The following is a 12,802-nucleotide window of genomic DNA, read 5'->3' as shown; positions in this document are numbered from 1 at the left end:
GCCGGGCTTGGCTATCACCCCGCGACCAACGGCGCCCAGGTAGCTCAGTTGGTAGAGCATGCGACTGAAAATCGCAGTGTCGCTGGTTCGATTCCGGCCCTGGGCACCATTTCCTTCCGCGCCATGCCGCCCGCCAACCCATCGCGCCGGTTCGACTTCGCTCCGCTCAGCCGCATCATTCCTTCCGCGCCAAGCTTTCTTTTTGCCGCCCGCCAACGGGGCGCAGCGGAACTCCGGGAACCGCACCTATGCGCCCGAGGTCAGGAAAGCGAGCGCGGCCATCAGCGTGCGGTGTCGCGCGGCTGGCCGGACGCGCCTCCCGATAGCCGGTGATGGCGGGCAGGAGGCGACTGCGGCTGGTGCAAGGAGCGCTGGGGGCTTTCCTGGCAGATCACCCCGCGCGTGCATCACGTGACATGTTGGCCGGCCGCCACGGCGCGCGCCCCCCGCCGCCGCGCCAGCGCGCGCGCGACGACGTAGAACACCGGCGTGAACAGCAGCCCGAACAGGGTCACGCCCAGCATCCCGTAGAATACCGCGACACCCAGGCTCTGCCGCATCTCCGCGCCGGCGCCGGTCGCGATGGTCAGCGGCAGCACGCCCAGGATGAAGGCCAGGCTCGTCATCAGGATGGGGCGCAGCCGGGTGCGCGCGGCCGCCACCGCGGCATCCCAGCGGCTCGCGCCCTCGGCCTCCGCCTGGCGGGCGAACTCGACGATGAGGATGGCGTTCTTGGCGGCCAGCCCCACCAGTACCACCAGCCCGACCTGCACCAGCACATTGTTGTCGAGCCCGGCGTAGCGCACCCCCATCAGGGCGGCCAGCACCGACATGGGCGCGATCAGCACGATGGCGAGCGGCAGCAGCCAGCTCTCATACATGGCCGCCAGCACGAGGAAGACGAAGACCACAGCGAGCCCAAAGGCGATGGGCGCGGTGTTGCCCACCAGCTTCTCCTGCAAGGCGATCTCGGTCCATTCATAGGTGAAGCCCTCGGGCAGGCTTTCCGCCAGCACGCGCTCCATCAGCGCGATGGCCTGTCCGGTGGAGACGCCCGGCATGGCGGCCCCCTGCAATTCCACGGCCGGGAACAGGTTGTAGCGCGGCATGCGGTAGGGGCCGGAGGTCTCCTGGAAGGTGGCCAGGCTGCCCAGCGGCACCATCGCGCCGCTCTCGCTGCGGGTCCGCAGCCGGGCGATGTCCTCGATGCCGGTGCGATATGGCGCGTCGGCCTGGGCGGTCACGCGCCAGGTGCGGCCGAGCAGATTGAAGTCGTTCACGAAGGCGGAGCCGAGATAGACGCCCATCGCCTCATGCACGCGGCTGACCGGCACGCCGAGCATTTCCGCCCGCGCGCGATCAATGTGCGTGCGGACCTGGGGCGTGTTGGTGTTGAACAGGCTGAAGGCGAAGGCGATGCCGGGCGTCTGGTTGGCCGCGCCCATCACCGCGTGCAGCGCGGCCTCCATGGCCTGGGGGCCGCGGCCGGCGCGGTCCTGGATCATCAGCTTGAAGCCGCCGCCGGTGCCGATGCCGGGCACGGAGGGCGGGGCGAGGACGAAGACCAGCGCATCCGGATCGCCCATCAGCCGGCCTTGCAGGTCGGCCAGGATGCCGCCCGCCGTCAGGCCCTGCGCGGAGCGGTCCTCGAAGGGTTCCAGGCTCGCGAAGATCACGCCCGAATTGGGCGCGTTGGTGAAGGTGGCGCCGTCGAAGCCCACGAAGGCCACGGCGCTCGCGACACCCGGCGTCGCCATGATGGCATCCGAGGCGCGCCGCACCACGGCATCGGTGCGCGAGAGGTTGGCGCCGGGCGGGAGCTGGAAGGCCGCGATGAAGTAGCCGCGGTCCAGCGGGGGAATGAGGCCCGTGGGTGTGGCCGTCACGGTCCAGCCGGTCGCCGCCAGCAGCCCGCCATAGATCAGCATGAGCATCACCGGGAGGCGCACCAGCCGCCGCGTCAGCCCGCCATAACCGATGGACATCCGGTCGAAGACCCAGTTGAAGCCGCGCGCGAAGGCGCCGAATGGCCGCAGCAGAAGCGGACGCGGCCCCGCGTGATGCGTGTGCGGCTTGAGCATGATGGCCGCCAGCGCCGGCGACAGCGTGAGCGAGACGATGGCGGAGAAGATGGTGGCCACCGAGATGGTCACCGCGAATTGCTGGTAGAAGGCGCCGGAAATGCCGGGGATGAAGGCCGTGGGCACGAAGACCGCGACCAGAACCAGCGCGATGGCGATGAGGGCGAAGCCCACCTCGTCCATCGTCCGGCGCGCGGCCTCCAGCGCCGACAAGCCACCGGCCATGTGCCGCTCCACATTCTCCACCACCACGATGGCGTCATCCACCACGATGCCGATGGCGAGGATCAGCCCGAACATGGTCAGCGTGTTCAGCGTGAAGCCCAGCGCCAGCAGCACCGCGAAGGTGCCGATGATGGAGACCGGGATGGCCAGCAGCGGAATGATGGCCGCGCGCCAGTTCTGCAGGAAGAGGATGACCACCAGCACCACCAGCAGCACCGCCTCGGCGAAGGTGACCAGCACCGCCTGCATGCTCTGCGCGATGAAGCGCGTGGGATCATAGACGATGCTGTAGCCGATGCCGGCGGGGAAGCTCTGCGCGGCTTCCTCCATGCTCGCGCGCACGGCGGCCGCGGTGTCCAGCGCGTTGCTGCCCGGGCGCTGGAACAGCACGATGGCGGTGGCGAGCTGGTTGTTCAGCAGCGCGTTCACCGTGTAGTCGTTCGCGCCGATCTCGACCCGCGCCACGTCGCGCAGGCGCAGCGGCGCGCCGCCCTCGCCGGTCGCGATCACCTGCTCACCGAATTCCTCCGGCGTGGCGAGGCGGCCTTGCGTCAGCACCGCGAATTCGAAGGCGCCGGCCGTCTCGGCGCGCGGCGCCTGGCCCAGCGCGCCGGCGGCCACCTGCACATTGGTGGCGCGCAGCGCCTGCACCACCTCGCCCGCCGTCAGCCCGCGCGCCGCGATGCGGTCGGGGTCGAGCCAGACGCGCATGGCGTAGTCGCGCGCGCCGAACATCTGCGTGTCGCCGATGCCCTCGATGCGCGCCAGGCGGTCGCGGATGTTCAGCGTGGCGTAGTTGGAGATGTATTCATGGTCCCGGCTGCCATCGGGCGAGGTGATATGGATCACCAGCAGGAAGTCCGGGCTCGCCTTGCGCACGGTGATGCCGAGGCGACGGACCTCCTCGGGCAGGCGCGGCTCGGCCACCGCCACGCGGTTCTGCACCAGCACCTGCGCCTGGTCCGCGTCCACGCCCTGGCGGAAGACGACGGTGACGGTGAGGCGCCCGTCGCCCGTCGCCTGGGAGGTGACGTAGAGCAGCCCGTCCACGCCGTTCACCTCCTGCTCGATGGGCCCGGCCACGGTTTCGGCGATCGTCTCGGCGGTGGCGCCGGGATACATGGCGGTGATGGTCACGCTGGGCGGCGCGATCTCGGGGTATTCGGACACCGGCAGCCGGAAGGCCGTGATGGCGCCGATCAGCGTGATCGCGATGGAAATCACCGCGGCGAAGACCGGGCGATCAATGAAGAAGCGGGCGAAGCGCATCGGGGCGGCCTTTGGCGGAACGGTGAAGGGTCAGCGCTGGGTGGCGGCGGCGAAGGGGCCGGGGCCGATATTCCCGGGCTCCGCCGTCACGCGCATGCCGGGCCGCGCGCGGTGCAGGCCGCCGATGATGACGCGGTCCCCGGGTGCCAGGCCGCTGCGGACCACGCGCAGCCCCTCGCTGAGCTGGCCGAGGCGCACCTGGCGCGGCGTCACCGTGCCGTCGGGGGCCACGGTCAGCACCATGCGCCCGGTCTGGTCCGCCATGACGGAGGCATCGGGCACCAGCAGGGCCGGCTCCTCGCCGGTCGAGAGGCGGATGCGGGCGAAGCCGCCGGGCGTCAGGAACAGGTCCGGGTTGGGCATCACGGCGCGGATGCGGATGGTGCCGCTGCGCGGGTCGAAGGCGCTGTCCACGAAATCCACGCGGCCTTCGCGGCTGAACTCGGCCTCGTCCATCAGGCGCAGCTGGATGGGCAGGCTCGCGCCGCGCAGCCCGGCGCGGGCGGAGCGCGCCTGGCGGAGGTATTCGGCCTCGCTGGCGTCAAAGGTCACGTAGACGGGGTCCAGCGCCAGCAGCGTCGTCATCGCCGTCTCGCCCTGCTGCACCAGGTTGCCCGCATCCACCCGGCGGTCGCTGACGCGGCCGGGGCGGGGGGCGCGGATTTCGGTGAATTCGAGGTCCAGCGCCGCCTGGCGCTCAGCGGCCTGGGCGGCGGCGAGCCCGGCCTCGGCCTCGCGCAGATTGGCGCGGCGGGTGTCGATCTCGGCCTGGGGGGCGATGCGGCTGGCGGCGAGCGGCTCGTAGCGCGCCACCTGCTGCCGCGCGAGCAGGACGCGCGCCTGGTTGCGCGCGACCTCGGCCCGCGCATTCTCCAGCGCGATGGCGAAGGGGCGCTGGTCCAGCGTGAACAGCAATTCGCCGGCGCGGACGATGGCGCCATCCGTGAAATGCACCTCGGCCACCTGGCCGGAGACGCGGGGGCGGATGTCCACGCGCGCGGAGGGCTCGATGCGCGCGGTGTGTTCCTGCCATTCGGTCACGGGGCGGGACAAAGGTGCCGCCACCGTGACGGAGGGCGGCGCGGGCTGGGCCAGGGCCATGGGCGCGGCCACGATCATGGCGGCGCCCACCGCCGCGCCCTGGAAGCGGGCCAGCCATGACAGCCAAAGGCTATCGTCTTGCGTTGAGGCCTTGCGCGCGGGAGGGGTCATGGCCTATCTCCTGATGATACCGACCGGTTCGTATCAGATAGAGTTACCGGTCAGTATCAGCAAGTGACCATTTGTGCGTTGCGAGATGAACTTTAGGCAAGGAGGATCGAGATGCCCGGCGACACCGCCGCCCACCCGCCCGCTGCCAAGCCCGCCGCTGCGAAGCCCAGCGCGGCTGACCGCATCCAGGACGCGGCGCGGGCCTTGTTCGAGCGCCAGGGCATCCGCGCCACCGGCGTCGAGGAGGTGTGCCGCGTGGCCGGTGCGACGAAGATGAGCCTCTACCGCAACTTTCCCAGCAAGGACGCGCTGGTCGCCGCCATCCTGGCCGAGGATGCGGCGGAGCATGACGCCTGGGTGGCAGAGAGCGTGGCCAAGGCACCGGACGCCGAGGGCCGCCTGCACGCGCTGATCGAGGCCATGGCCGTCGAGGTCGAGACGCCCGGCGTCTGCGGCTGCCCCATGCTGCTGGCGCAGGCGGAGTTCCGCGACCCGGAGCACCCCACCTACCAGGTGGTGGCCGAGTTCAAGCGCGGCCACCATGCCCGCATCGAGGCCCTGGCCGCGCAGGCGGGGGCCGCTTCGCCCGCGCTGCTGGCGGACCATCTCTCCGTGCTGATCGAGGGGGCCATCGCCGCGCGGAGCTATCTGGGCGAACCGCGTGCGGCGGCGTCACTGCGCCAGTGCGGCGCGGCGCTCATCCGCGCGGCGTTGGGCAGGGGCTGACGAGTGGCCTCCCAAGGGTTTCCGCGCACACCCCGGATGCCCATATCCAACGCATGACCCCGATTTCCGTCCTCGACCTCGCCCCCGTGCCCGAGGGCAGCGACACCGGCCAGGCGTTGCGCAACTCCCTCGACCTGGCCCGGCACGCCGAGGCGGCCGGCTACCACCGCTACTGGATGGCCGAGCACCACAACATGCCCGGCATCGCCAGCGCCGCCACGGCGGTCGCCCTGGCCCATGTCGCGGCGGGCACACGGCGCATCCGCATCGGCGCGGGCGGCATCATGCTGCCCAACCACGCGCCGCTGCTCATCGCGGAGCAGTTCGGCACCCTGGCCGCGCTGCATCCCGGCCGGGTGGATCTGGGCCTGGGCCGCGCCCCCGGCACCGACCAGATCGCCGCGCAGGCCATGCGCCGCAACCTCACGGCCGATGTGGACCAGTTCCCGCGGGATGTGATGGAGCTGCTGGCCTATTTCCGCCCCGCCCTCCCCGGCCAGGCGCTGCAGGCCGTGCCCGGCGCCGGCGAGGAGGTCGCGGTCTGGATCCTGGGGTCCAGCACCTTCGGCGCGCAGCTCGCGGCCCATCTGGGGCTGCCCTATGCCTTCGCCTCGCATTTCGCGCCGGGGCAGATGATGGACGCCATCGCGATCTACCGCGAGCGCTTCCGCCCCTCTGAATATCTCGCCGCCCCGCGGGTGATGCTGGGCCTGAACGTCTTCGCCGCCGAGACGGACGCGGAGGCGCGGCTGCTCTTCTCCTCCCTCCAGCAGGCCTTCGTGAACCTGCGCAGCGGCCGGCCGGGCAAGCTGCCGCGGCCGGTGGAAGGGTTCGAGGCAGGCCTCGACCTGCGGGCGCGCGCCATGCTGGACCACGCCCTGTCCTGCTCGGTCGTGGGCGGGAAGGAGACGGTGCGCCGCGGCATCGCGGAATTCGTGGAGCGCACGGGGGCGGATGAGCTGATGGTCACCGCGCAGATCCATGACCACGCCGCGCGCGTCCGGTCCTTCGAGATCCTGGCCGAAATCCACGCCACGCTGGACGCGATGGCGTAGCGAAGCTCAGCGCAGCCCGGCCCAATCCCCGGGCCGGATCTGGCCCAGCAGGGTGAAGCCCTCCGCGCCGCCCGGCCGCACCACCCAGGCCACGCCCATCGGCTCGGGGTAGATGCCCGTCGCGGCCTCGAAGGGGTCGTCATGGCCGACCAGCACGGTGTTGCGCCCGGCGGGCGGCGCGGCCGCGAGCAGCGGGCGCAGCCGGTCGCGCATGGCGGCGCGCTGGGCCGCGCTGTACTCCTCGGCGGGTTCGAAGTTCAGCGCGGCATCCTGGCGGTGGCGGCCGAAGGCCAGGTCGGCGGTCTGCCAGGCGCGGCAATACTGGCTGCTCACCACCTCCCCCACCGGGATGGCCAGGCGCTGGAAGGCGGCGCCCAGGGCGCGGGCCTGCTGCCACCCCTCCTCGCCCAGCACGCGCTGGGTGCTGCACTGGCCCATGACGGCGCTGACCTGGTCGGCGCCTTCCCGCTCGGTCGGCGCGTGGCGGAGGTAGATGACATGGCCGCCGCCGCGCAGCGCCTCCAGCAGGCGCGCGGGCGGAAGGGGGTTCGCGATGTCGGTGGGCGGGTCGGCGGCGAGGGCGAGGTGGGCCGGCAGGGCGGACAGGGTCAGCGCCAGGAGGGTGCGGCGTTGCATGGCAGGTCTCCGGGTGCGGAAGGCACCGGGGGGAGTTTACCGATATTGATAATCACTCGCAATTAAGGCAGCCCGCCCGCTTTTCCCTTCCCCGCCCCTCCCGCGCGGCGCAAGCTGCGCCCTCCGCGCCGGAGATCGCCATGACCGCCCGCCCGCCCCGCCCCGCCCTCGGCACACGGCCATGAGCGCCGCCGCGCTGGAGGATGTGCGGGCCTGCGTCTTCGACGCCTATGGCACGTTGTTCGACTTCGCCTCGGCCGCCGCCGCCTGCGCCGATGCGCTGGGGCCGCGCGGCCCGGCCCTGACCGCGCTGTGGCGCGACAAGCAGCTGCAATATTCCTGGCTGCGCGGCATGCAGGGCCTCTATGCCCCCTTCTGGCAGGTGACGGGCGAGGCGCTGGACCACGCGCTGGACGCGATGGACCTGGCCGCCACGCCGGGGCTGCGGGACCGGCTGATGGGCCTCTATCTGAAGCTCGACCCCTTCCCCGAGGTGCCCGCGCTGCTGGCCGCGCTGCGCGGGCACGGGCAGCGCATGGCCATCCTCTCCAACGGCTCCCCGGACATGCTGGGGGCGGTGGTGGAGAATGCGGGGCTGGCGGCGATGTTCGACGCCGTGCTGTCGGTGGACGCGGTCCGGACCTACAAGACCGACCCGCGCGTCTATCGGCTGGTGGAGGAAAGGCTGGGCCTGCCGGCCGCGCGAATCGCCTTCCTCTCCTCCAATGCCTGGGACGCGCATGCGGCGGCGGCCTTCGGCATGCAGGTGGTGTGGTGCAACCGCCAGGGCCAGCGGCCGGAGCGGCTGCCGGGCGTCATCGCGCGCGAAATCCGGGATTTGTCGGAACTGCCGGCGCTGTTGGGGTGAGGGGCGGCGTGGTCGGAGCGGCGGGATTCGAACCCACGACCCCCAGTCCCCCAGACTGATGCGCTACCAGGCTGCGCTACGCTCCGACGGCGCTTCCCTTATCACCCGTGGCGGGGATGTCAAAGAGGGGCAGGGTCACGCAACGCATGGTCCTGGCGCATGCCCGCCTCGCTCGCGCGCGCGGCCAGCAGCTTGAGCGCGCCCGGCGGCATGGGCGCGCCGGTCAGGTAGCCCTGCACCAGGTCGCAGCCCAGGCGGCGCAATTCCGCCAACTGCGCCGGCGCCTCGACGCCCTCGGCCACCACCTCAAGCCCCAGGCCGTGGCCCAGGTTGATCACGCTGGACACCACCGCGGCCGCCTCGGCCTCCTGGCCCAGGTCGCGGATGAAGCTGCGGTCTATCTTGAGGCGGTCGAAGCGGAACAGGCGCAGATAGGCCAGGGCCGAGAAGCCCGTGCCGAAATCATCCAGCGCCAGCGCGAAGCCCGCCGCGCGCAGCGCGTCCAGCCGGTGCTTCACCGCCACCGTGTCCTCGACCAGCACGCCCTCGGTCACCTCGAACTCGATGCGCGCGGGGGGGATGCCGGCCTCGGCCAGCACGGACAGCGCCTGGTCCAGGAAGCCGTCGCGGCGCAGCTGCATGACCGAGAGGTTCACCGACAGGCGCGGAATCGCGGGGTCGCGCAGCAAGGCCACCGCCTGGCGCAGCACCAGCAGCGCCACGTCGGAGATCACGCCCATCTCCTCCGCCAGCGGGATGAATTCGGCGGGCGAGATGGCGCCCAGCCGCGGGTCGTCCCAGCGCACCAGCGCCTCGGCCCCGCGCAGCGCGCCCGTGCGGGCGTCGAATTGCGGCTGGTAATGCACATGCAGCAGCCCCTCGCGCAGGGCGCGCAGCAGGGCGGCCTCCAGCGCCAGCCGGTGCTCGTGCTGGCGGTCGAGGCGCGGCTCGAACATCAGGGCGCGGCCGCGGCCCTCGCGCTTGGCGGCATGGGTGGCGGCATCGGCGTGGCGCAGCAGCGCGTCCAGCGTGGCGCCATGGGCGGGGGACAGCACCATGCCGGCCGAGACGTCGAGCCGGATCTCGCCGCCCTCCAGCAGCACCGCCTGGCGGACGGCCCGCCGCAGCCGCGCGAAGAGGCGCAGCGCCGGGCCGCGGGCCTGGGCCGGCAGCTCGGCGGGCGCGGGCTGCAGCAGGACGAACTGGTCGCCCTCCAGACGGTACAACCGCGCCTGCTCCTGCGTGTCGCGCAGCCATTCGCCGAGGCGCTGGGCGGTGGCGGCGAGAAGACGGTCCCCGGCGGCGTGGCCCAGGCCCATGTTCACACGCTTGAAGCGGTCGAAATCCAGCACCATCAGCAGCATGGGCTGCGCGGCGATCAAGGCGGGCGCCTCGGCCAGCAGGGCGCGGCGGTTGGGCAGGCCGGTCAGCGCATCGGTGTGGGCGGCGATGGCGGCCTCGCGCTCACGCGCGGCCAGGGACCGGACGGAGCGGCGCAGTCGCCACGCGGACCAGAAGGCCGCGAGCCCCACCAGCACCACGCTGGCCCAGACGAAGGGCAGCACATCGTTCCGCAGGGCGGCGCCGGGGCGCTGGGCGTCCCAGGCGAGGCGCAAGACCGGCGCGCCGGTGGCGTCAGGCAGGGTGAGGGTGGCGAGCCCCTCCTCGGCCAGCACGGGGGCGACGCGCAGCCCCGCCAGCATCTGGGCGCTGGACAGGCCGCGCAGGAAGGCCGGGCTGTCCAGCCAGCGCAGCATGACCACGATGGGGGGCGGCGGCGGTGGCAGGTTCCCGATCTGGGTGGCGGGGATGATGGTGGCCAGCGCCACCTGGGCCGGCCGGCCGGAGATCCGCGTGGTCAGCAGCAGGCGCAGCCCCTGCCCCTGCGTGGTGCCGAGCGTGGTGGCCTGGGGCCGGTGGGCATTGCGCTGCCCGCGCAGCGCCGCGATGGCCGGCGCCAACTGCGCCAGCATGGGCGCGGCCTGGCCAGGCGGCAGCACCTCGCGCCCCGCCAGCGCCAATTCCAGGAAACCGTCGGGCCGGACCAGCAGCGCCACATCCTGCTGCAGCAGGCCCATATGCCGGGCCAGCTCGCGCTGGGCCCAGCGCGGGTCGGGCTCGGCATGGAGGTTCAGCGCGGCCTCGTCCGAGACGGCGAAGGGTTCGAGCAGGCGCAGCGTCTCCTGCCCCTGCAACTGGATGGCCTGGGCGAGACGCCGCCCCTCCTCCTCGCGCGCCAGGGCGTCCGCCTGCCAGCCGGCCATCGTCAATGCGCCGAGGCCAAGCAGGCCGGCGGCGATCAGGGCGAGCAGGGGCCTGAGCAGCAGGTCGGCCCAGGATGCCGGCACGACGGGGACCGGGATGGGCAGTGGGGCCTCCTGGCCGCTTTTGCGGCCGATGCTGACGTGGCCAGCATATCGGGCACCGAGGATTGCGCGCAATCGCCGCTGAGCCACCAGATATTCCCCAACCGAAAAAACAACAGTGAATTCCACAACCTGCGCGAGCATGTCGTGGTGCAAAAAAAAGCCCGCCACCCCGGGGGGCGGCGGGCAGTCAATACAGGGAGGCTTCACGTCTGGGAGACGAAGGATCGAAAACGACCCTATCGGCGTCAATCAACCGATACCGGCAATGTAATCGCTCCCGCGTCATGCGGATGCGTCAAATCTTCGGGCCAGTCATGCGCCGGACGAAGGGATTTGCCGCAGAAAAGTCACGCGAGGCACATAAATTCATGCAACCCTGACGGGTATTTTGCGGTGCCCCTGCATGATGCCCGTCAGCCTTGGGCCTGAGTCAATTCCGTGACCAGGAAATCCCGGAAGACCGAGACCCGCTTCGAGGCCCGCATCTCCTCCGGATAGACGAAATAGGCGTTGATCTTGGGCGCCTTCAGCTCCGGCAGCACGGCCACCAGCCCGTCCAGTTCCGGCCCCATGTAGTCGGGCATGGCGGCGATGCCGAGGCCCGACTGCACGGCGCGCAGCATGCCGTTGAGGCTGTTCACCTCCACCGAGCCGCGCCGCCCCTGCCCCGCCTTGCGGCCGACCTCGGCCAGCCAGTTGATCTCCTCGACCGGCGGGCGGTAGTCGCCCCAGACGATGAGGCGGTGCGCGTCCAGGTCCTCGGGCCGCTGGGGCATGCCCATGCGCTTCAGGTAGTCGGGGCTGCCCACCACCTTCCAGCCGAAGGTGGCCAAATGCCGCTGGATCAGATCGGGCTGGCGGGGGGCGTGCATGCGGATGGCGACATCGGCCTCGCGCATGGCCAGATCCAGGTCCGCGTCGTCCAGCACGACCGAGACGTTGATCTCGGGATAGGCCTCCAGGAAGCGGTGCAGGCGCGGGGCGAGCCAGGAACCGCCGAAGCCCGTGGTGGTCGTGATCTTGAGGCGGCCGGCGGGGCGTTCGCGCCCCTCGGTCAGCAGCGCCTCGGTCATGGCGAGCTTGGCGAAGACCTCGCGCACGGTGCGGTTCAGCGTCTCGCCCGCCTCGGTCAGGATCAGGCCCCGCGCATGGCGGTGGAAGAGCGGCACGGACAATGCCTCCTCCAGCGCCTGGATCTGCCGCGACACGGCGGATTGCGAGAGCGCCAGCGTCTCACCCGCATGGGTGAAGGAGCCGGCTTCGGCGACGGCGTGGAAGACGCGCAGCTTGTCCCAGTCGAGCGGCATCACGCGGCCGCCTTCTCAGCCGCGGCCTCGATGCCGGCCAGGAATTTCTCGGCGTCCAGCGCGGCCATGCAGCCCGTGCCGGCCGCCGTCACCGCCTGGCGATAGACCTTGTCCGCCACGTCGCCCGCCGCGAAGACGCCGGGGATGCTGGTGCGGGTGCCGCCAGGCGTCACCGTGAGGTAGCCGCTTTCGTCCATGTCGAGCTGGCCGCGGAACAGGGCGGTGGCGGGGTCATGGCCGATGGCGACGAAGACGCCGTCCACCGGCAGCTCCCGCCGCTCCCCGGTTTTCGCATGGCGCAGGGCCAGCGCGCGGGCCACGGGGCGGGTGGCCTCCGTGCCCAGGATTTCCTCCGTCACCATGTCCCAGAGCACGGTCACGTTCTCCTTCGCGAAGAGGCGCTGCTGCAGGATGCGCTCGGCCCGCAGCGAATCGCGGCGGTGCACCAGCGTCACATGCCGCGCCAGGTTCGACAGGTAGAGGGCCTCCTCCACCGCGGAATTGCCGCCGCCCACCACGGCCACATCCTTGCCGCGGAAGAAGAAGCCGTCGCAGGTGGCGCAGGCCGAGACGCCGAAGCCCGACAGGGCGGCCTCACCCGGGATGCCGAGCCAGCGCGCCTGGGCGCCCGTCGCGATGATGAGCGAATCGGCCAGGACCACGTCGCCGCCATCCAGCTCGCAGCGGAAGGGCCGCTGGGCCAGGTCCACGCGGGTGACGATGTCGTACTGGATCTCGGTGCCCACATGCTCGGCCTGGGCGCGCATCTGCTCCATCAGCCAGGGGCCCTGGATGGCCTCGGCGAAGCCCGGGTAGTTCTCGACATCCGTCGTGATGGTGAGCTGGCCGCCCGGCTGCAGCCCGGCCACGAGCATCGGCTTGAGGCCCGCGCGGGCGGCGTAGATGGCGGCGGTGTAACCGGCGGGCCCGGCGCCGATGATCAGGAGGCGGCGAGAATGAGTTGCGGGCACCTTGGGGCTCCGGCTGCTGGCGTGTCCAAAACGCATATCTGCCCATCTTGGCGCGCGCCACAAGCGGGACGCTTGCAACCGCG

At 71.6% G+C, this 12,802-nt stretch carries 9 protein-coding genes, 2 tRNA genes and 1 pseudogene; 5 read left to right on the top strand and 7 right to left on the bottom strand.

The window, feature by feature from the left end:
• The first annotated feature begins 33 nt into the window (after positions 1 to 33).
• Positions 34 to 109, top strand: a tRNA-Phe gene (locus tag ICW72_RS19890).
• Between the two features lie 239 nt (positions 110 to 348).
• A pseudogene (locus tag ICW72_RS21445) lies at positions 349 to 396 on the top strand (VOC family protein); the annotation flags it as partial.
• A gap of 11 nt (positions 397 to 407) precedes the next feature.
• Here the strand turns inward: ICW72_RS21445 and ICW72_RS19880 are convergent.
• Complete coding sequence (locus ICW72_RS19880; protein WP_191084249.1) at positions 408 to 3,575, bottom strand: efflux RND transporter permease subunit; 3,168 nt, start codon at positions 3,573 to 3,575, stop codon at positions 408 to 410.
• A 30-nt stretch (positions 3,576 to 3,605) separates the two neighbouring features.
• Positions 3,606 to 4,787, bottom strand: coding sequence for an efflux RND transporter periplasmic adaptor subunit (locus ICW72_RS19875; protein ID WP_223880710.1), 1,182 nt, complete (start codon positions 4,785 to 4,787; stop codon positions 3,606 to 3,608).
• A gap of 111 nt (positions 4,788 to 4,898) precedes the next feature.
• Here ICW72_RS19875 and ICW72_RS19870 point away from each other — a divergent pair, with 111 nt between their 5' ends.
• Together ICW72_RS19870 and ICW72_RS19865 are read left to right on the top strand one after the other, a co-directional pair.
• Positions 4,899 to 5,513: a TetR/AcrR family transcriptional regulator gene (locus tag ICW72_RS19870; protein ID WP_191084248.1), complete on the top strand. Its 615-nt coding sequence runs from the start codon at positions 4,899 to 4,901 to the stop codon at positions 5,511 to 5,513.
• A 53-nt stretch (positions 5,514 to 5,566) separates the two neighbouring features.
• Complete coding sequence (locus ICW72_RS19865) at positions 5,567 to 6,568, top strand: LLM class flavin-dependent oxidoreductase (RefSeq protein ID WP_191084247.1); 1,002 nt, start codon at positions 5,567 to 5,569, stop codon at positions 6,566 to 6,568.
• Positions 6,569 to 6,574: 6 nt separating this feature from the next.
• On the opposite strand, the gene ICW72_RS19860 is transcribed toward ICW72_RS19865, so the two are convergent.
• A complete protein-coding gene (locus ICW72_RS19860) occupies positions 6,575 to 7,204 on the bottom strand; it encodes a histidine phosphatase family protein (protein WP_191084246.1) in 630 nt (209 codons plus the stop codon).
• Positions 7,205 to 7,385: 181 nt separating this feature from the next.
• Between ICW72_RS19860 and ICW72_RS19855 the strand changes: the two genes are divergently transcribed.
• Complete coding sequence (locus tag ICW72_RS19855) at positions 7,386 to 8,072, top strand: haloacid dehalogenase type II (RefSeq protein ID WP_191084245.1); 687 nt, start codon at positions 7,386 to 7,388, stop codon at positions 8,070 to 8,072.
• A 9-nt stretch (positions 8,073 to 8,081) separates the two neighbouring features.
• Here the strand turns inward: ICW72_RS19855 and ICW72_RS19850 are convergent.
• The 4 genes from ICW72_RS19850 to trxB all read right to left on the bottom strand — a co-directional run bounded on the left by ICW72_RS19850 (position 8,082) and on the right by trxB (position 12,755).
• Positions 8,082 to 8,158, bottom strand: a tRNA-Pro gene (locus ICW72_RS19850).
• A gap of 33 nt (positions 8,159 to 8,191) precedes the next feature.
• Positions 8,192 to 10,420, bottom strand: a complete 2,229-nt coding sequence (locus tag ICW72_RS19845) for a putative bifunctional diguanylate cyclase/phosphodiesterase (RefSeq protein WP_191084244.1) — start codon at positions 10,418 to 10,420, stop codon at positions 8,192 to 8,194.
• A 434-nt stretch (positions 10,421 to 10,854) separates the two neighbouring features.
• A complete protein-coding gene (locus tag ICW72_RS19840; protein ID WP_191084243.1) occupies positions 10,855 to 11,748 on the bottom strand; it encodes a LysR family transcriptional regulator in 894 nt (297 codons plus the stop codon).
• Entirely contained in the window at positions 11,748 to 12,755 is a 1,008-nt protein-coding gene (trxB, locus tag ICW72_RS19835; RefSeq protein WP_191084242.1) for a thioredoxin-disulfide reductase, read from the bottom strand. Before trxB ends, ICW72_RS19840 begins: the two co-directional genes overlap by 1 nt.
• Between the last annotated feature and the right edge of the window lie 47 nt (positions 12,756 to 12,802).

The organism is Roseococcus microcysteis, from assembly GCF_014764365.1.
Classification (GTDB): Bacteria; Pseudomonadota; Alphaproteobacteria; order Acetobacterales; family Acetobacteraceae; genus Roseococcus; species Roseococcus microcysteis.
The sequence above is the reverse complement of the archived record's forward strand: the minus strand, read 5'-3'. Positions and strand labels throughout refer to the sequence as shown.